Raw genomic sequence first — 18,694 nt, 5'->3', positions numbered from 1 at the left:
GCCTGGGCGTCATAAGCTGTCGCCCCTCTGTAAATTATCCGCATTGACCGGTAGACTCGACGGCTTTCCGTACAACCCCGTGGAGTGATGGCATGGCGGACGTTAACAAGGTCGTTCTCGCGTATTCGGGCGGCCTGGACACTTCGGTGATCCTCAAGTGGCTGCAGGATACCTACAACTGTGAAGTAGTGACTTTCACTGCTGACCTGGGCCAGGGCGAGGAGGTCGAACCGGCCCGCGCCAAGGCACAAGCCATGGGTGTCAAAGAGATCTATATCGACGATCTGCGCGAAGAATTCGTGCGTGACTTCGTCTTCCCGATGTTCCGCGCCAATACCGTCTATGAAGGCGAGTACCTGCTGGGTACCTCCATCGCCCGTCCGCTGATCGCCAAGCGCCTGATCGAGATCGCCAACGAGACCGGCGCCGACGCCATCTCCCACGGTGCTACCGGCAAGGGCAACGACCAGGTGCGTTTCGAACTCGGCGCCTATGCCTTGAAGCCCGGCGTGAAGGTGATCGCCCCTTGGCGCGAATGGGACCTGCTGTCCCGCGAGAAGCTGATGGACTACGCCGAGAAGCACGCCATCCCGATCGAGCGCCATGGCAAGAAGAAATCCCCGTATTCCATGGACGCCAACCTGCTGCACATCTCCTATGAAGGCGGCGTGCTGGAAGACACCTGGACCGAGCACGAAGAAGACATGTGGCGCTGGACCGTTTCCCCGGAGAAGGCCCCCAACACCCCGACCTATATCGAGCTGACCTACCGCAACGGCGACATCGTCGCCATCGATGGCGTCGAGATGAGCCCGGCCACCGTGCTGGCGACACTGAACCGCATCGGCGGCGAGAACGGCATCGGTCGCCTGGACATCGTCGAGAACCGCTACGTAGGCATGAAGTCCCGTGGCTGCTACGAGACTCCTGGCGGCACCATCATGCTCAAGGCCCACCGTGCCATCGAGTCCATCACCCTGGACCGTGAAGTGGCGCACCTCAAAGACGAGCTGATGCCCAAGTACGCCAGCCTGATCTACACCGGTTACTGGTGGAGCCCGGAGCGCTTGATGCTGCAACAGATGATTGACGCCTCCCAGGCCAGCGTGAACGGTGTGGTACGCCTGAAGCTGTACAAGGGCAACGTCATCGTCACCGGCCGCAAGTCCGACGATTCACTGTTCGACGCCAACATCGCCACCTTCGAAGAAGATGGCGGCGCCTATAACCAGGCGGACGCGGCAGGCTTCATCAAGCTCAATGCGTTGCGCATGCGCATCGCCGCCAACAAGGGCCGGAGCATGCTCTGAATCCCTGAGCGGCCGTGACAGGCCGCCATAGGCACACCGTCGTACCCAAAACGCCGCTGGCTCATTGTGAGACCAGCGGCGTTTTGCATGGGGCCGGCAAATGCTCGGGGTCTCTGGGCGGCTTGTCGGGGAAGCGGTTCCGCGTGGTAGCGCCACACGGGCGGGAATAAGGTCGTTAGCGGTACCTGCCCCTGGCTGCCAATAGGCCGTCGGTACAGGGTAAGGGCCAGACCCTAACTTACCGTTGCGCCTATCAAGTTCCTATTGGGAGGGACTCCAATGAAAACGCTCAGATCCTACCTGTTTCCCCTGGCCTCGACGCTGGGCCTGGCTGTGCTTTCCAGCCATGCGCTGGCGGCGGTTTATGTCTGTGGCGATGAGGAATGCAGCACCTGGGATGCCATTACCGAAGTGCAGCTCGAGACCAAGTCCACCGATGGAGAAAATACGACCATTCGCCAGACCCTCAGCCTTTCGGCGAGTGAATCCATCACCAATGGCTACAACAGCATCGCCAACACTGACCTCTACCTGAAGAAAAGTCTTTGGCACATAGGTGGCATTGAGCCGTTCAAGGGCAAGCAGCATGTAACTGCCTACGTCTATAAATCCACCGACCCCGATACCCGCCTCAAGACCTGCCACGCTTTCTCATACAAGAATCCCAAGGGGCGCTACCACGCCACTTGCGATAAATGAGGGCGAAGTGTCGTTGATCCTTGCCTGATATGAGTAGGCGATCCGGAGCCCCTGCGGGGCTCCGGTTTTTTTTGCCCAGGTTTCCAGCAACCTCCGGTTGGCGAGCAGCCTGGCAGCCTGCGGGGCAGGGCCTATCATGTTCAGGGTTGGGGATCGACGAAAATCAGGGAGATCAGCATGCGGCTTAACGATGTGGAACAGAGTCTCCGGCGTGACCTGCAAGGCACGGCTTCCGACTTGCGCTGGTCGGCGGTGGAACTCAGGCGTATCGCTGAATTGCTGCGCCAGGCAGGCAATAGTGCGGATGCCGAGGCGCTGGTGAGGATGTGCCAGTTGTTCCAGGACGACGAGGAGCGGCTGGTCGCATATGCGGATGAAGTAAAGGCCCACTTGATCAGTCGAAGACAAACTCAATAGATGAATATTTAGATGGAGCTAAATCATGGGGTGGTCGTTTGTTAGTTTGGGATTTTGAGTGATTTAAACTTTTAGAAACAATACTTGTCATGTTTTTATTAAATTTCTGTTAGTACGGAAAGTAGCTTGGTTGTTGATTGGTCTTATGTGCCTTTAAAGTTTGTTGTTCAGTGTGAAAGTTATTTTGTAAGGCAATTCGGTATTGCTTGTAAGGAACGTCCTCCTACAGTCGTAGCCGCCTGATACACGGTGCCAGCGTCAATTCTCTCGGGTATGGTGCTGGCTCTAAAAATCTCAGGACGTGGACGGACCTATGAAAAGAGTCTTGATCGTGGATGATCATCCGGTAACTCGTCTGGCCGTACGTATGTTGATGGAGCGACATGGTTTTGAAGTTATAGCGGAAACGGACAATGGCGCGGATGCATTGAAGTTGGCCGTGGAGTATGTGCCGGACATCCTGATCCTGGATATTGGACTTCCACAACTTGATGGGCTTGAAGTTATAACGCGGCTGATGTCACGGGCCATGCCGATCAAGATACTGGTGTTGACCCTGCAGACGCCCGGGCCTTTTTCCATGCGTTGCATGCAGGCCGGGGCGGCGGGTTATGTGTGCAAGCAGCAGGACATTACCGAGTTGATCAGCGCGGTGCGGGCGGTGCTGGCCGGCTACAGCTACTTCCCCAATGAAGCGTTGCACACTTTCCGTTCCAGCCAGGGAGTCAGCAGCGAGGAAGAAATGATCGAACTGTTGTCAGGGCGTGAGTTGGTGGTATTGAAACAACTCACCAGTGGAATGAGTAACAAGGAAATCGCCGAAGGACTATGTCTGAGCAACAAGACCATCAGTACCTACAAGCGAAGATTGCTCACCAAGCTCAATGCCCGGTCACTGGTCGACCTGATCGAGTTTGCCCAGCGGCACCGGTTGATATGAAGTTTTTCCGATAGCAAGGACTGTAGCGGGCGGGATGATCCCTGAATAATGCGGACGCTTGGTCGGCCTCTAAGGCCGACCGTGGGAGCAGGAGAAACCAGTAACGAGAAAACCTCCAGTCGGAGGTTTTCTCGTTACTAAAGATCGAAATCGTAATCGGCCAGCTGCTTTTGCAGGCGCCGTTCTTCCAGAAGATTGTCGATGGTGCGGCGCTTGCTCAGGTTGGTCTTCGCCACCTCCACCACAGGTTCGGCATCGTCTGTTTCAGCCGCGGTGAAATCGTCTTCTACGTCCAGTTGTTCTTTGCCAGTGCTCATAAGGTCGACTCCAGGCTAGGACTGCCATTGGCGCTCCTTATATCGATATTCTCCTGGCGGGTAAAAAAGATTTTTTCAATCGAGTCATGAAGAAAATCAATGCTCGATCAATCATCGGAAGTCTTTTGCTTGTATTCGCACAGGTCCTCGATCCGACAACTTCCGCAACGTGGCTTGCGGGCCAGGCAAACATATCGACCGTGCAGGATCAGCCAGTGGTGGGAGTCCAGCAGATATTCCTTGGGCACGAACTTCATCAACTTGTTTTCCACTTCCACCACGTTCTTGCCTGGCGCCAGCCCGGTGCGATTGCTGACCCGGAAGATGTGGGTATCCACGGCCATGGTCAATTGGCGAAAAGCCGTGTTGAGGACCACGTTGGCGGTCTTGCGACCAACGCCCGGCAGGGCTTCGAGTTCTTCCCGGGTCTGCGGTACCTCGCCGCCATGGCGTTCCACCAGCAGGCGGCAGGTTTCGATGACGTTCTTGGCCTTGCTGTTGTACAGGCCGATGGTCTTGATGTACTCCGACAGCCCATCGACCCCGAGGGCATGGATGGCTGCAGGGGTGTTGGCCACGGGAAACAGCTTGGCAGTCGCCTTGTTGACCCCGACGTCGGTCGATTGCGCCGAAAGGATCACGGCGATCAGCAGTTCGAATGCCGAGGAGTAGGCCAGTTCGGTCTTCGGTTCGGGGTTGTCCTCATGGAGCCGGCGAAATATTTCCAGGCGTTTGGCTGCATTCATGGGTGATTCATGTCCTCGAAGGCGATCGGTAGAGGGTCCAGGCCCGGGTGGCGGCCAGCAACAGGCCCAGCAGGATAAAACCGCCCGGGGCGAGAGTCAGCAGGTGCAAGCCGCCATTGGCCACTACCCAGCCGCTCCCGGTATCGGTCATGCCGATGAGCCAGCCCAGGTGGCTACCCAGGGCCCCGGTGCCCAGCAGTTCGCGCAGGGCGCCCAGCAGGCTCAGGGCGGCACAAAAAGCCAGGGCCAGGCGTAGCCGGTCGGCATGCTGGAAAAATCCCACCTGTTCCAGTGCTATGCACTGCAAGGGCAACAGCGCCAGGTACAGGCCCAGTTGCTTGTGCAACTCCAGGCTCCAGGCCTGCGCGGCCAGCCACAGGCAACTGCCAAGGCCGGCGGCCAGCAACAAGCTGGCCAGCAGGCGCGGGCCACCGGCCTGCAGATGCGGGCGTAGCGAGCGCATGCCAAGACCGAAAGCCGTCGCCAGCAAGCCAAAGCCCAGGGTCATGCCCAGGGCCTTGACCCAGGAATCCGTCGCCCCGATCAGTGCCGGCAGCATCAACAGCCCGGGCAGCGCCAGCGGCTTATTCATGGTCGGCTCCCTCGAGCAGGGTGGCGCGGTGTTCGTCAAAGTAACGCAGGGCATCGTGCAGGGCACTGATCACTGCACGGGAGGTGATGGTGGCGCCGGCGATCTGGTCGAACTGGCCCTGGTCCTTCTTCAGTGCCCAGCCTGCGTCACCGGGATCGTTGCGGGACTTGCCGGAAAACCCGGTCAGCCAAGGATTGGGTTGATCGCCGATGTGGGAGCCCAGGCCCGGTGTCTCCTCCTGCCTGAGGGCCTTGCTGCCCAGCAGGCGGCCCTGATTGTCGATGGCGATCAGCAGCTCGATGGGGCCGGCATACCCCGTAACCTGGCTGCGCAGCAGCAGGGCGCTGGGCAGGCCATTGCGGGTGGCCAGGTAGCCCTCGAGCAGGCGGCTGTTGGCCAGCTGCGTGGCAGGCAGTGGCACTGGCCGATCCAAGGGCTGGTTGTCATAGCTGTCCGTTGGCAGCAGGTCCAGCAGCTTGCGCGCTTGCAGGGCTCTTTGCTCGGCTTCGATCCGCGGGGCGCTGGCATGTTGCAACCACAGCGTGGCACCGATGCCCAGGATGCCAAGGGCTGCCAGCAACAACAGGCTGCGTGGGGTCGTCATGGTCGGCTCCCGGCTGGTTCGCGGGCGCAATGGCGTTCCAGGGCGGGCACCGCCAGGTTCATCAGCAGCACGGCGAAGGCCAGGCCGTCAGGGTAGCTGCCCCAGGTACGGATCAGGTAGGTCAGCAGGCCGACCCCGACCCCGAACAGCAAGCGTGCCCTGGCTGCTTTGGGGCCTGATACCGGTTCGGTGACGATGAAGAAGGCGCCGAGCATGCTGGCCCCGGTGAGCAGGTGGAACAGCGGCGAGCCGTGGGAGTCGGAGCCTGTACCGTTCCAGCACAGCAAGCTGATGAGCAGCAGGCTGCCGAGCATGCCAACAGGGGCATGCCAGCTGATGACTCGCTGTTGCAGCAGCAGTAGTCCGCCGGCCAGGAAGCCCAGGTTGACCCATTCGACGCCGCGACCAGCGAAATGACCGAAGGCCGGGCTGGCGGCGAACAGCTCGTCGATGGTCAGGCTCTTGTTGATGCGCAGGCTGTCCAGCGCAGTGGCCTGGGCCCAGGCATCGGGACGCGAACCGTCCAGGCCGAAGACCAGTTGCAGGCCGTCCAGCAAGCCCATGGCCTGGGGGGCAGGCCAACGGGTCATCGACTGCGGGAAGCACAGCAGGGCCAGGGCATAGCCGAGCATGGCCGGGTTGAAGGGATTCTGCCCGATGCCGCCATACAGGTGCTTGCCCAGGAGCATGGCGCTGGCCGCGGCGCTTGGCGCCAGCCACCAGGGACAGTAGGCCGGCAGGGCCAAGGCCAGCAGAGTGGCGCTGACCAGGGCGCTACCATCGCTGAGGGACGCCAGCAGCGGGCGCTTGCGCAGGCGCAATACCAGCGCCTCCATGGCCAGTGCGGCACCAGCGGCCAGCAGCAGATTCAACAGCACTCCCCAGCCATACAGCCACAGCAGTACCAGCAGGCCTGGCAGAGTGGCCAGCAGCACTCGCTGCATGGCCTGGTGCAGGCGTGGGTCGGCGCCCTCAGCCAGCGGCATGGGCGTCCACCTGGCGTTCGACTTCACTCAGGCGTGCCTGGGCCTGGGTCAATTGTTCGGCACTGCTGCCTGCCTGGCGTTGCAACTTGTGCAGCTCGGCCCGGGCATAGGCCAGCTCGGTCTTCAGGCGGCGCAGTTGCGGGTCGATTGGCCGCTTCTCGGTACGGGTGAGCACCGGTGCCGGCTTGGCACTGGCATCCTCGGCGGCATGCAGGTCCTGTTCGGCAGCCGCCAGGGCTGCGCCCAGCGCCTCCAGTTCAGCCTGTGGAGCACCTGCGGCCTGGGCTTTTTTCAGTTCGGCGCGGCGTGTGGCCAGCTGGATCTTGGCGCGCTTGAGATTGGCATCCTTGGGCGTCGCCACTGGTGGCGTGGCTGGGGTTTGGGCTTCCAGGCGAGCCAGGGCCTGCTCGGCGGCTTCGAACTGACGCTGCAGGACGATCAGTTGCGACTGTTGCTCGAAGGTGGGCGGATGACCGAAGGCCTTGAGGGACTTGTTCAACTGGGTCCGGCTCATGGCTAATTCGATCTTGGCTTTTTTCAGCGCGGCATCGGCAGCCGCGGCCTTCTGCGCACGAACTCGTTCGATCGCCGCCTGGACCGGGTTGTCGCCGCTTGCGACAGGTTGGGCGGCCTTTTGCGCCCGGGCCTGGCGTTCGGCCAGGCGTCGGGTTTCTTCACGCAGCAGGCGTCGGGTTTCTTCACGCAGCAGGCGTCGGGTTTCTTCACGCAGCAGGCGTTGGTTGCGTTGTTCGAAGCGGCGCCTGGCGTGCTCGCGCTTGCTGCTGCGGGCCTGCAATTGCTCGGGGCTGCCGGCCAGGCCGCCGACAATCGGTACCACCTGGCCCAGGGCCAGGGGCAGCATGTCGATGCAATCCACCGGGCAGGGCGCCACGCACAAATCGCAACCGGTGCATTCATCGACCAGCACGGTGTGCATCAGCTTGGCCGCGCCGACGATGGCGTCCACCGGGCAGGCCTGGATGCACTTGGTGCAGCCGATGCACTCGGCTTCGCGGATGTAGGCCACCTGGGCCGGGGCTTCGCCGCGGCTGCGATCCAGTTCGATGACCGGCAATTGCAGTAGCCGGGCCAGGCCGGCGATGGTTTCCTCGCCGCCGGGTGGGCACTTGTTGATGGCCTCGCCCTTGGCGATGCCTTCGGCGTAGGGTTTGCATCCGCCATGGCCGCACTTGCCACATTGGGTTTGCGGCAAGAGGGCATCGATGCGTTGAATCAGACTCATGGTTTGACCATTCCGTTGAAGCCCAGGAACGCCACTGCCAGCAGACCGGCGCCGATCAAGTCGAGGGGCAGGCCCCGCCAGGGCAGGGGAACATCGTTGTTGCAGACGCGCTGGCGCAGGTCGCTGAACAAGCCAAGTACCAGCCAGAAACCCAGGCCGGCTCCCAGGGCCATGGCGCCGAGGGTCGCCAGCCCCAGATCATCGCGGCTGCCTACCAGCAACAGGCCAAGCACGCCGGCATTGCCCAGGAGCAACAGCCAGAGACCGTCGAACGGCCAACCGGGCAGAATCCGCGCCAGCAAGCCCAGCAGCGGCTGGATCAGCAGCACGTTCAGGGGCAGCCAGAAGAACAGTTGCAGCGATGCCAGCCCCCAAGGCTCGAGCAGGCCACGATAGAGCAGCTGGCCCAGCACGCTGCTGACCAGCATCAAGACCGTGGTGGCCAGGCCCAGGGCGTGGACCTGCCGCCTGTGGCCAGCCTGGGACTGCAACAGCGGATCGACGCCCAGCGGCCACTGCAACACGAAGTTGTTGACCAGGGCGGTGCTGATGAGAGCGAGCAGGAAGTGGGTCATGGTCGATGCCGGTGCAAGCAGGCTGTCCCTCAAGAGTAGGCAAACTCCACGCGCGCGCGTGACTGCCCAGATATGCAAATCCCCCCGTTGCGCCAGTGGGCAACGGGGGGACGGGGTCCAGCCGACGGCCTTACTTGATCCGCTGGCCGGGCTTGGCGCCGCTGTCGGGGCTCAGCAGGTAGATTTCTTCACCGCCTGGGCCGGCAGCCATCACCATGCCCTCGGAGATACCGAACTTCATTTTCCGTGGCTTGAGGTTGGCGATCATCATGGTCAGGCGACCGTCGAGCTTGGACGGGTCCGGGTAGGCGCTCTTGATCCCGGAGAAGACATTGCGCTGTTCATCGCCGATATCCAGGGTCAGGCGCAGCAGCTTGTCGGCGCCCTCCACGGCTTCGGCCTTGACGATCAACGCTACGCGCAAGTCGATGGCGGCGAAGGTGTCGAAGTCGACTTCCGGCGACAGCGGGTCCTTGGCCAGTTCGCCATTGCCCTTGGGCGCACCAGTGTCGGTCTGGCTGGCGACGAGGTCTTCCTTCGAGGCGTCGGTCATGGCTTGTACTTTCACTGGGTCGATCCGCGTCATCAGCGGCTTGAATTCGTTGAGCTGATGGTTGGCCAGCAATTGCTGGTGGTCGTTCCAGGTCAGTGCCGGGACGTTGAGGAATGCCTCGGCGTCGGCGGCCAGGACCGGCAGTACCGGCTTGAGGAAAATCACCAGCTGGCGGAACAGGTTGATGCCGGTGGCGCAGATGGCCTGGACTTCATCCTGCTTGCCTTCCTGCTTGTTCAGCGACCAGGGTGCCTTGTCGGCGATCCAGGCGTTGGCGCGGTCGGCCAGGGCCATGATCTCGCGCATGGCGCGGGCGAAGTCACGGGCCTCGTAGGCCTCGGCGATGCTCGGTGCGGCGGCCAGGAAGGCCTCGGTCAGCTCGGGGGCAGCGTTGGTGTCGACCATCACTCCGGCATTGCCCTTGTGGATGAACCCGGCGCAACGGCTGGCGATGTTGACCACCTTGCCTACCAGGTCGGAGTTGACCTTCTGCACGAAGTCCTCGAGGTTCAGGTCCAGGTCGTCGACGCCACGGCCCAGCTTGGAGGCGTAGTAGTAGCGCAGGTATTCCGGCGACAGGTGGTCCAGGTAGGTGCGGGCCTTGATGAAGGTGCCGCGGGACTTGGACATCTTGTGGCCGTTGACGGTCAGGTAGCCGTGGACGTTGATCGCCGTGGGCTTGCGAAAGCCCGCGCCCTCGAGCATGGCGGGCCAGAACAGGGCGTGGAAGTTGACGATGTCCTTGCCGATGAAGTGGTACAGCTCGGCGCTGGAGTCCTTGGCCCAGAACGCATCGAAGTCCAGTTCCGGACGGCGGGCGCAGAGGTTCTTGAAGCTGGCCATGTAGCCGATCGGCGCGTCCAGCCAGACATAGAAGTACTTGCCTGGCTCATCGGGGATCTCGAAGCCGAAGTAAGGCGCATCGCGGGAGATATCCCACTGCTGCAGGCCGGCATCCAGCCATTCGGCGATCTTGTTGGCCACGGCGTCTTGCAGGGTGCCGCTGCGGGTCCAGGTCTGCAGCATCTGCTGGAAGTCCGGCAGCTTGAAGAAGAAGTGCTGGGACTCCTTGAGCACCGGAGTGGCGCCGGAGATCGCCGACTTCGGATCCTTCAGGTCGGTGGGGGCGTAGGTGGCGCCGCATTTCTCGCAGTTGTCGCCGTATTGGTCCTCGGTGCCGCACTTGGGACAGGTGCCCTTGATGAAACGGTCGGCCAGGAACATTTTCTTGTCCGGGTCGAAATACTGGGTGATGGCGCGCGTGGCGATGTGCCCGGCATCCCGCAGCTTGAGGTAGATCTGGCTCGACAGCTCGCGGTTTTCCTCGGCGTGGGTCGAGTGGAAGTTGTCGAAGTCCACCAGGAAGTCGGCAAAGTCGGCGCTGTGTTCAGCCTGGACGTTGGCGATCAGTTGTTCCGGGGTGATGCCTTCTTTTTCCGCGCGCAACATGATGGCCGAGCCGTGGGCGTCGTCGGCGCAGACATAGACGCATTGGTTGCCGCGGTGCTTCTGGAAGCGCACCCACATGTCGGTCTGGATGTACTCGAGCATGTGGCCAAGGTGGATGGAACCATTGGCATAGGGCAGGGCGCTGGTGACGAGGATCTTGCGTGGCTCGGACATGGGGCTCGGCTACTTGATGAAACGAAGGTCGGCCACTATAAAACGCCGGGACGGAATTTTCACCCTTCCAGGCGTCCCTGTGCAGCGCAGGCAAGCTCCAGGGGCGGCGCCGCTCCCTCGCCACGAAGGGAGAGGCGGCGTAGGATAGCCGGCTGATTTTCCTGTCTTGTTATCGGAGTTGCCCATGAGCGCCGTCAATCGCGCAGCGGTGGAAGCCGTGCTTCGCCAGTACACCGACCCTTACTTGAACCAGGACCCGGTGAGCGCCGGCTGTGTGCGGGACATCGACATCCAGGGCGACCGGGTCTCGGTCCGCCTGGAGCTGGGCTATGCCGCCGGCCTGTTCCGCAGTGGCTGGGCGCAGATGCTGCAACTGGCCATCGAGGGCCTGGAAGGCGTGGGCTCGGCCAAGGTCGAGGCCAGCAGCGTGATCGTCGCGCACAAGGCTCAGGCCCAGGTACCGGGCCTGGCCAACGTCAAGAACGTGGTGGCGGTGGCATCGGGCAAGGGCGGCGTGGGCAAGTCCACCACCGCCGCCAACCTGGCCCTGGCCCTGGCTCGGGAAGGTGCCCGGGTGGGCATCCTCGACGCCGATATCTATGGCCCGAGCCAGGGCATCATGTTCGGCATCGCCGAAGGCACACGGCCGAAGATCAAGGACCAGAAGTGGTTCGTGCCGATCCAGGCCCACGGTGTCGAAGTCATGTCCATGGCCTTCCTCACCGACGACAACACGCCCATGGTCTGGCGTGGCCCGATGGCCTCTGGCGCCTTGCAGCAACTGGTGACCCAGACCGACTGGGGCAATCTCGACTACCTGGTGATCGACATGCCGCCGGGTACCGGCGACATCCAGCTGACCCTGGCGCAGAAGGTCCCGGTGGCGGGTGCGGTGATCGTCACTACGCCCCAGGACCTGGCCCTGCTGGATGCGCGCAAGGGCATCGAGATGTTCCACAAGGTGAACATCCCGGTACTGGGAGTGGTGGAAAACATGGCGGTGCACATCTGCTCCAACTGCGGCCATGCCGAGCACCTGTTCGGCGAAGGCGGCGGCGAGAAGCTGGCCAGCCAGTACGGCGTCGAACTGCTGGCTTCGCTGCCGCTGTCGATGCTGATCCGCGAGCAGGCCGATGGCGGCAAGCCGACGGTGATCGCCGAGCCGGATAGCCAGATCGCCATGGTCTACCAGGAACTGGCACGGCACGTGGGGGCACGTATTGTGTTGCAGGAAGCTGCCGCCCCGGCGATGCCCAGCATCACCGTCAGCGACGATTGAGCCCAGGGCAGGCGCTCGTCGCGATTTAGGTTGCGGCGAGCGTTGTTGCATCAACTCCCGCGCCGCAAGGGCCGGGAGCAGCGTCTTCGGATCAGAGGCGCAAGCCGCCGTCCATTTCCAGGATGCGTCCGGTGTAGTAGTCGTTCTCGAAGATATAGGCCGCCGAGTGGGCGATTTCTTCCGGCTTGCCCATGCGCTTGAGCGGAATACCGGCGGTCATTTTCTCCAGGGCCTCGGGCTTCATGCCCAGGGTCATCTCGGTCTCGATGAAGCCCGGGGCGATACCGGCCACGCGGATGCCGTAGCGCGCCAGTTCCTTGGCCCAGGTCACGGTCGCTGCGGCAACCCCGGCCTTGGCCGCAGAGTAGTTGGTCTGGCCGATGTTGCCGGCGCGGGAAATCGACGAGATGTTGATGATGGTGCCGCTGGTCTTGAGTTGCACCATCTTCGCCGCCACTTCCCGGGTGCACAGGAACACGCCGGTCAGGTTGACGTCGATCACCGACTGCCATTGGGCCAGGCTCATCTTGGTCATTTCACCGTCCTTGACCTTGAGCAGCAGGCCATCGCGCAGGATCCCGGCGTTGTTGATCAGGCCATGGATGGCACCGAAGTCCTCGGCAACCTGATTCACCATATGCTCGACCTGTTCTTCGTTGGCCACGTTGCACAGGTAGGAGCGTGCCTCGACGCCATGGGCTTTGCAGGCCGCGACGGCCTGGTCGAGTTTTTCCTGGTTCAGGTCCACCAGGGCCAGCCTGGCTCCACGGCTGGCGAAATACTCGCCCATGGAGCGGCCCAGGCCTTGGCAACCGCCGGTGATAATGATTACTTTGTCAGTGAGTTGCATTCGCATGTCCTGTCAGCTGTCGTGAGAGGGTGTCCTTGTACCAGGGCCCTTCGCGACAGCTGGGCCTGGCCTGGCTGCAGACGAGTATTGCCCCGTTGGCGTAGACGGACCGTGGTCCGATCGCCCGTCCGTTTTCGACGGATTCTATTGAAGGAGTCATAAAGTGAGCGTTGAAGCTGCCAAGAATGCACGAGAACTGCTGCTCAAGGAATACCGTGGCGTGCTGTCCACGCATTCCAAGTCCATGCCGGGTTTTCCCTTCGGTTCCGTAGTGCCTTATTGCCTCGATGCCGAAGGTCGTCCGCTGATCCTCATCAGCCGCATCGCCCAGCACACCCACAACCTGCAGAAAGATCCCAAGTGTTCGCTGCTGGTCGGTGAGCGCGATGCCGATGACGTGCAGGCGGTGGGGCGCCTGACCTACCTGGCCGAGGCCGAGAAGCTGGCCGACGAGGCGGCGATCGAGGCCGCCGCCGAGCGCTACTACCGCTACTTTCCCGAATCGCAGAACTATCACCAGGCCCACGATTTCGATTTCTGGGTGCTCAAGCCGGTGCGCCATCGCTACATCGGCGGTTTCGGCGCCATCCATTGGGTCGACCAGCTGACCCTGGCCAACCCGTTCGCCGGCAAGGCCGAGTTGAGCATGGTGGAGCACATGAACAGCGATCATGCCAAGGCCATCGCCCACTACGTCGAGCTGACCGGCTTGCCTGACAAGGTACCGGCGCAGATGGCCGGGATCGATACCGAGGGCATGCACCTGCGTATTGGCCAGGCGCTGTATTGGTTGCCATTCCAAGCCCCTTGCAACACGTCGACACAAGTGCGCGAGGCCCTGGTTTTCCTGGCGCGCGCCGATCAGTGGCCGAAAAATCAGACCGTGGATGCTTGAATTCACGAATTGGCGACGTCATTTACGGTCTACTGGAAGGCATTCTTCCGCAGAGGAAACCATTTGATGCGCCCTTTTCTGTTGCTCTTTCTGCTGTTCCCAGTGTTGGAGCTGTTCGTCTTCGTCAAGGTCAGCGCGGCGATCGGGTTTTTCCCGGCGCTGCTGCTGGTCATTCTCGGTTCGCTGCTTGGCGTGATGGTGTTGCGTGTGGCCGGCCTAGCCACGGCCCTGCGCGCCCGTGAAAGTCTCAATCGTGGCGAGTTGCCGGCCCAGCAGATGCTCGAGGGCCTGATGCTGGCCCTGGGTGGTGGTTTGTTGATCTTGCCGGGCTTCATCAGCGATGTGTTCGGCCTGCTGATGCTGCTGCCATTCCCCCGTCGCCTGCTGGCCAACAAGATGCGCGAGCGTGCCGAGGAGCAGGCCATGCGCCAGCGTGCCTTCGCCGACGACATGCGCTCGGCCCGTGGTGGTCCTGCGCCGCAGCAACCCTTGGGACGCGAACCGAACGTCATCGAAGGTGAGTTCGAGCACCGCGACTGATCGCTTCCAGCCTCGCAAACACGGCACCTTCGGGTGCCGTGTTGGTTATTGCGCAGGCGATTTAAAAAAATTCATCGACCAGCCCTTGTAATAGCCTTGTGCGCCCTTATGTAACGGTCACCGCAAGGTTTCTGGTGCTGATACCAGACAGACTTCCGCGTCTCGCTCGTCGAGCCGCAACCGGCCACGCCGGATTTGTTAACCCGCCGGTATCGACACCGGCCGCTGAAAACCACAATTAGGAGAGATCGACAATGAAGCTTCGTCCTCTGCATGACCGCGTCGTCATCCGTCGCAGCGAAGAAGAATCGAAAACTGCCGGCGGTATCGTTCTGCCTGGTTCGGCCGCTGAAAAACCTAACCGTGGCGAAATCGTCGCTGTAGGTACCGGCCGTGTGCTGGACAACGGTGAAGTACGTGCGCTGGCCGTGAAAGTGGGTGACAAAGTGGTGTTTGGCCCGTACTCCGGCAGCAACACCGTGAAAGTCGATGGCGAAGATCTGCTGGTAATGGCCGAGAACGAGATTCTCGCTGTTATCGAAGGCTGATTCCCCGCGTATTTTCCCGCTACTACACAGTATTTAAGGAATATCGATCATGGCTGCTAAAGAAGTTAAATTCGGCGACTCCGCCCGCAAGAAAATGCTCACCGGCGTCAACGTCCTGGCTGACGCGGTAAAAGCTACCCTGGGCCCGAAAGGCCGTAACGTGATCCTGGAAAAGAGCTTCGGCGCTCCGACCATCACCAAGGATGGCGTTTCCGTAGCCAAGGAAATCGAACTGGAAGACCGTTTCGAGAACATGGGTGCGCAGCTGGTCAAGGACGTTGCCTCCCGTGCCAACGATGACGCTGGCGACGGCACCACCACCGCCACCGTTCTGGCTCAGTCGATCGTCAACGAAGGCCTGAAGGCCGTTGCTGCCGGCATGAACCCGATGGACCTCAAGCGCGGCATCGACAAGGCGACCATCGCCATCGTCAAGGAGCTCAAGGCTCTGTCCAAGCCATGCGCCGACACCAAGGCCATCGCCCAGGTAGGCACCATCTCCGCCAACTCCGACAACTCCATCGGCGACATCATTGCCGAAGCCATGGAAAAAGTCGGTAAAGAAGGCGTGATCACCGTCGAAGAAGGCACCGGCCTGGAAAACGAACTGTCGGTCGTTGAAGGCATGCAGTTCGACCGTGGCTACCTGTCCCCATACTTCGTCAACAAGCCAGACACCATGGTTGCCGAGCTGGACAGCCCGCTGATCCTGCTGGTGGACAAGAAGATCTCCAACATCCGCGAAATGCTGCCAGTGCTGGAAGCCGTTGCTAAAGCCGGCCGCCCACTGCTGATCGTGGCCGAGGACGTCGAAGGCGAAGCCCTGGCGACCCTGGTTGTGAACAACATGCGCGGTATCGTCAAAGTCGCAGCCGTCAAGGCTCCAGGCTTCGGCGATCGTCGCAAGGCCATGCTGCAGGACATCGCCGTCCTGACCGGCGGTACCGTGATCTCCGAAGAAATCGGTCTGAGCCTGGAAAGCACCACCCTGGAGCACCTGGGTAGCGCCAAGCGCGTGACCCTGTCCAAGGAAAACACCACCGTTGTCGACGGTGCTGGCAACCAGGCCGACATCGAAGCCCGTATCGCCCAGATCCGTGCCCAAGTGGCCGAGACTTCCTCGGACTACGACCGTGAAAAACTGCAAGAGCGCCTGGCCAAGCTGTCCGGCGGCGTTGCAGTGATCAAGGTTGGCGCTGGCTCCGAAGTTGAAATGAAAGAGAAGAAAGCCCGCGTTGAAGACGCCCTGCACGCTACCCGTGCAGCCGTTGAAGAAGGCGTGGTGCCTGGCGGTGGCGTAGCCCTGATCCGTGCCCTGCAAGCGATCGTCGACCTCAAGGGCGACAACGCTGACCAGGACGTAGGTATCGCGGTTCTGCGTCGCGCCGTCGAAGCTCCGCTGCGCCAGATCTCCGCTAACAGCGGCGACGAGCCAAGCGTTGTAGTCAACGAAGTGAAGAACGGCAAAGGTAACTTCGGTTACAACGCTGCTTCCGGCGAATACGGCGACATGATCGAAATGGGCATCCTGGACCCAACCAAGGTAACCCGTTCGGCTCTGCAAGCTGCAGCTTCCATCGGCGGTCTGATCCTGACCACCGAGGCCGCCGTTGCCGACGCACCGAAGAAAGACGCTCCAGCTGGCGGCGGCATGCCAGACATGGGCGGCATGGGTGGCATGGGCGGCATGATGTAAGCCAGCCTTACCCCTGTACTGAAAAGGCCCCGCCGGCGCAAGCCGGCGGGGCTTTTTCGTTTCCGTTGTCCTGCGGCAAACCCGGGGCAAATGGCTGCCATTGTGTTGCCCTGGCTGTCGTCGGGACGTGAGTCCCGGGTGAAAAAAACGTCAAGCCATGGCGACACTGGAAACAGCCCCCCGAGCCTTCCGACAAGGGTGGCGGTGAGCCGGACTTGGCCTTAAGCTGCGCGAGCCAAGACGGCCGTAACTGTATACGGAGAGAGTGCCGATGCGAATCCTACTGGTTGAAGACAACCGCGATATTCTCGCCAACCTGGCTGACTACCTGGGGCTCAAGGGCTATACCGTGGACTGCGCCCAGGACGGACTGTCGGGCTTGCACCTGGCCGCCACCGAGCACTACGACCTGATCGTGCTCGACATCATGCTGCCGGGGATCGATGGCTACACCCTGTGCAAGCGCCTGCGCGAAGACGCCCGGCGTGACACGCCAGTGATCATGCTCACCGCTCGCGACCAGCTCGACGATCGCCTCCAGGGCTTCAAGTCCGGAGCCGACGATTACCTGGTCAAGCCCTTTGCCCTTTCGGAGCTTTCCGCCCGGATCGAGGCGGTGATGCGCCGCAGCCAGGGTGGCGGCAGGCGGGCATTGCAGGTGGGCGACCTGAGCTACGACCTCGACACCCTGGAAGTCACCCGTGAGGGACGCCTGCTCAAGCTCAACCCGGTCGGCCTGAAACTACTGGCGGTGCTGATGCAGAAGAGTCCCCATGTCTTGCGCCGGGAAATCCTCGAAGAAGCCCTGTGGGGCGATGACTGTCCGGACAGCGACAGCCTGCGCAGCCACGTCCACCAATTGCGCCAGGTGATCGACAAGCCGTTCGCCAAGCCGCTGCTGCACACCGTGCATGGTGTCGGCTACCGCCTGGCCGAGGGCCGCGATGGAGTTTAAGCAGAGCCTTGCCCAGCGGATCATCATCGCCTTTGCGCTGATGAGCGCCCTGGTGGCTGGGGCCTTCGCCATGGGCATCGTGGCCACCGTTCACCTGGTGGAGGAAAAGCTCATCTCCGCTGGTCTCGGAGGCGACCTGCAACGCCTGCTGTTGATGGATAACGTCGGCGACTGGAGCCACCGCCCCGAGCCCGACCAACTCTTCTACTACAGTGGTGGTCGCGGCGATTTCGAGCTGCCCAAGGACCTGCGTCACCTGGACCCCGGGTTCCATGAAGTGTTTCGTGAACAGTTGTCCTATCACGCCATGGTCGAGGTGGTGGATGGCCGGCGCTATGTGCTGCTGCAAGACCAGAGCGATTTCGAAGAGCGCGAGCGAGTGCTGTTCGCGGTGGTGCTGGTGGGCTTCGTGCTCAGCCTGGCGCTGGCGGTGTTCCTCGGCTGGGTGCTGGCGCGGCGCGTGATGGCGCCGGTGGTGCGCCTGGCACGCCAGGTACGGCATCGTGACCAGTTGTTGGGCCTGGCACCGCCATTGGCGCCGGACTACGCAGCGGACGAAGTGGGAGAGCTGGCCATCGCCTTCGATGCGACCCTGGGCCGCCTGCGCCAGGCGCTCAATCGCGAGCGGCTGTTCACCAGTGACGTCAGTCATGAATTGCGTACGCCATTGATGGTCCTGGCCACCTCTTGCGAGCTGTTGCTGGAAAACCCGGCCCTGGACCATCGCGGGCGGGCCCAGGTGGAGAGGATCACTCGGGCCTGTTCGGAAATGCGCGAACTGGTGCAGACCTTCCTGATGCTGGCGAGAGCCCAGCGTGAGGACGCCAGCATGTCGCCACAGTTGACCTTGAGCCAGGCCGCCAGCGACCTGCTCGGGGTGTGGAGCGAGTCCATCGAGGCCAAGGGCATCGAACTGATCTTCGATCCCGGACAGTCCGACGATACCCGCTACCACGCCACCTTCCTGCATGCGGTGATGGGCAACCTCCTGCGCAACGCCCTGCACTATACCGAGCAGGGGTTCATTCGCCTGAGCCTGGCGCCCGGTAGCTTCACGGTGGAGGACAGCGGCGTGGGCATTCCTGAGGAAAAGCGCGAGGCGATGTTCGAGCCTTTCGTGCGTGGCGATGAGAAGCGTGGGGAAGGCCTGGGCCTTGGCTTGTCGCTGGTCCAGCGTATTTGTGAAAACCAGGGCTGGAGCGTCAGCCTCAGCACCATGACCCCCAATGGCTGTCGTTTTCACGTTCAATTGCAATCGACCAAGGTCTGATTGTCTTGCATGGCCCTGTTTTACAGGGCCTGTCACTTGTCGATTTCTCCTTTGAA

At 61.8% G+C, this 18,694-nt stretch carries 20 protein-coding genes; 11 read left to right on the top strand and 9 right to left on the bottom strand.

From position 1 onward, the window contains the following. Window positions 1-92 precede the first annotated feature (92 nt). The 4 genes from C4K40_RS24755 to C4K40_RS24740 all read left to right on the top strand — a co-directional run bounded on the left by C4K40_RS24755 (window position 93) and on the right by C4K40_RS24740 (window position 3,366). On the top strand, window positions 93-1,310 hold the full coding sequence (locus C4K40_RS24755; protein ID WP_022640612.1) for an argininosuccinate synthase: 1,218 nt from the start codon (window positions 93-95) through the stop codon (window positions 1,308-1,310). Between the two features lie 279 nt (window positions 1,311-1,589). Beyond that, a complete protein-coding gene (locus tag C4K40_RS24750) occupies window positions 1,590-2,009 on the top strand; it encodes a hypothetical protein (protein WP_022640611.1) in 420 nt (139 codons plus the stop codon). 177 nt (window positions 2,010-2,186) lie between these two features. Next, window positions 2,187-2,426, top strand: coding sequence for a hypothetical protein (locus C4K40_RS24745; protein ID WP_053131676.1), 240 nt, complete (start codon window positions 2,187-2,189; stop codon window positions 2,424-2,426). A gap of 313 nt (window positions 2,427-2,739) precedes the next feature. Next, the gene (locus C4K40_RS24740; RefSeq protein WP_053131674.1) at window positions 2,740-3,366 is read left to right on the top strand and encodes a response regulator transcription factor; all 627 of its coding nucleotides are present in this window, start codon (window positions 2,740-2,742) and stop codon (window positions 3,364-3,366) included. Window positions 3,367-3,503: 137 nt separating this feature from the next. On the opposite strand, the gene C4K40_RS24735 is transcribed toward C4K40_RS24740, so the two are convergent. From C4K40_RS24735 to metG, 8 genes are all read right to left on the bottom strand, one after another. Then, window positions 3,504-3,683, bottom strand: coding sequence for a PA3496 family putative envelope integrity protein (locus C4K40_RS24735; RefSeq protein ID WP_022640608.1), 180 nt, complete (start codon window positions 3,681-3,683; stop codon window positions 3,504-3,506). Window positions 3,684-3,790: 107 nt separating this feature from the next. Continuing rightward, entirely contained in the window at window positions 3,791-4,429 is a 639-nt protein-coding gene (gene nth / locus C4K40_RS24730; protein WP_022640607.1) for an endonuclease III, read from the bottom strand. A 7-nt stretch (window positions 4,430-4,436) separates the two neighbouring features. Next, on the bottom strand, window positions 4,437-5,021 hold the full coding sequence (locus tag C4K40_RS24725) for an Rnf-Nqr domain containing protein (protein WP_053131671.1): 585 nt from the start codon (window positions 5,019-5,021) through the stop codon (window positions 4,437-4,439). Beyond that, window positions 5,014-5,625: an RnfABCDGE type electron transport complex subunit G gene (locus C4K40_RS24720; protein ID WP_053131668.1), complete on the bottom strand. Its 612-nt coding sequence runs from the start codon at window positions 5,623-5,625 to the stop codon at window positions 5,014-5,016. The genes C4K40_RS24725 and C4K40_RS24720 overlap by 8 nt, the downstream gene beginning before the upstream one ends. Further along, entirely contained in the window at window positions 5,622-6,611 is a 990-nt protein-coding gene (locus C4K40_RS24715; protein WP_053131665.1) for an RnfABCDGE type electron transport complex subunit D, read from the bottom strand. Before C4K40_RS24715 ends, C4K40_RS24720 begins: the two co-directional genes overlap by 4 nt. Beyond that, window positions 6,598-7,854 (bottom strand): electron transport complex subunit RsxB, encoded by a 1,257-nt coding sequence (gene rsxB / locus C4K40_RS24710; protein WP_053131662.1) that lies wholly within the window; start codon window positions 7,852-7,854, stop codon window positions 6,598-6,600. Before rsxB ends, C4K40_RS24715 begins: the two co-directional genes overlap by 14 nt. Next, window positions 7,851-8,429 carry an Rnf-Nqr domain containing protein gene (locus C4K40_RS24705; RefSeq protein ID WP_022640602.1) on the bottom strand — a complete coding sequence of 193 codons (579 nt, stop codon included), beginning with the start codon at window positions 8,427-8,429 and terminating at the stop codon, window positions 7,851-7,853. The genes rsxB and C4K40_RS24705 overlap by 4 nt, the downstream gene beginning before the upstream one ends. A 130-nt stretch (window positions 8,430-8,559) precedes the next feature. Continuing rightward, window positions 8,560-10,605, bottom strand: coding sequence for a methionine--tRNA ligase (metG, locus tag C4K40_RS24700; RefSeq protein WP_022640601.1), 2,046 nt, complete (start codon window positions 10,603-10,605; stop codon window positions 8,560-8,562). A gap of 184 nt (window positions 10,606-10,789) precedes the next feature. Here metG and apbC point away from each other — a divergent pair, with 184 nt between their 5' ends. After that, the gene (gene apbC, locus C4K40_RS24695) at window positions 10,790-11,884 is read left to right on the top strand and encodes an iron-sulfur cluster carrier protein ApbC (RefSeq protein ID WP_022640600.1); all 1,095 of its coding nucleotides are present in this window, start codon (window positions 10,790-10,792) and stop codon (window positions 11,882-11,884) included. A gap of 91 nt (window positions 11,885-11,975) precedes the next feature. Here apbC and C4K40_RS24690 read toward each other — a convergent pair whose 3' ends face one another. After that, window positions 11,976-12,734, bottom strand: coding sequence for an SDR family oxidoreductase (locus tag C4K40_RS24690; RefSeq protein ID WP_053131661.1), 759 nt, complete (start codon window positions 12,732-12,734; stop codon window positions 11,976-11,978). Window positions 12,735-12,897: 163 nt separating this feature from the next. Between C4K40_RS24690 and C4K40_RS24685 the strand changes: the two genes are divergently transcribed. The 6 genes from C4K40_RS24685 (at window position 12,898) to C4K40_RS24655 (ending at window position 18,638) form a co-directional block, all read left to right on the top strand. Continuing rightward, window positions 12,898-13,629 (top strand): HugZ family protein, encoded by a 732-nt coding sequence (locus C4K40_RS24685; RefSeq protein WP_053131659.1) that lies wholly within the window; start codon window positions 12,898-12,900, stop codon window positions 13,627-13,629. A 66-nt stretch (window positions 13,630-13,695) separates the two neighbouring features. Further along, entirely contained in the window at window positions 13,696-14,169 is a 474-nt protein-coding gene (locus tag C4K40_RS24680) for an FxsA family protein (protein ID WP_053131657.1), read from the top strand. A gap of 254 nt (window positions 14,170-14,423) precedes the next feature. Then, window positions 14,424-14,717, top strand: a complete 294-nt coding sequence (locus C4K40_RS24670) for a co-chaperone GroES (RefSeq protein WP_011063093.1) — start codon at window positions 14,424-14,426, stop codon at window positions 14,715-14,717. Between the two features lie 49 nt (window positions 14,718-14,766). Continuing rightward, window positions 14,767-16,413 (top strand): chaperonin GroEL, encoded by a 1,647-nt coding sequence (gene groL, locus C4K40_RS24665; protein ID WP_053131655.1) that lies wholly within the window; start codon window positions 14,767-14,769, stop codon window positions 16,411-16,413. Between the two features lie 271 nt (window positions 16,414-16,684). Then, on the top strand, window positions 16,685-17,368 hold the full coding sequence (gene colR / locus C4K40_RS24660) for a two-component system response regulator ColR (RefSeq protein ID WP_053131653.1): 684 nt from the start codon (window positions 16,685-16,687) through the stop codon (window positions 17,366-17,368). Further along, entirely contained in the window at window positions 17,358-18,638 is a 1,281-nt protein-coding gene (locus C4K40_RS24655; protein ID WP_053131651.1) for a HAMP domain-containing sensor histidine kinase, read from the top strand. The genes colR and C4K40_RS24655 overlap by 11 nt, the downstream gene beginning before the upstream one ends. The last annotated feature ends 56 nt before the right edge of the window (window positions 18,639-18,694 follow it).

The organism is Pseudomonas sp. CMR5c (genome assembly GCF_003850545.1).
GTDB lineage: Bacteria > Pseudomonadota > Gammaproteobacteria > Pseudomonadales > Pseudomonadaceae > Aquipseudomonas > Aquipseudomonas piscis.
This window is presented reverse-complemented; position numbering and strand designations above follow the sequence as displayed.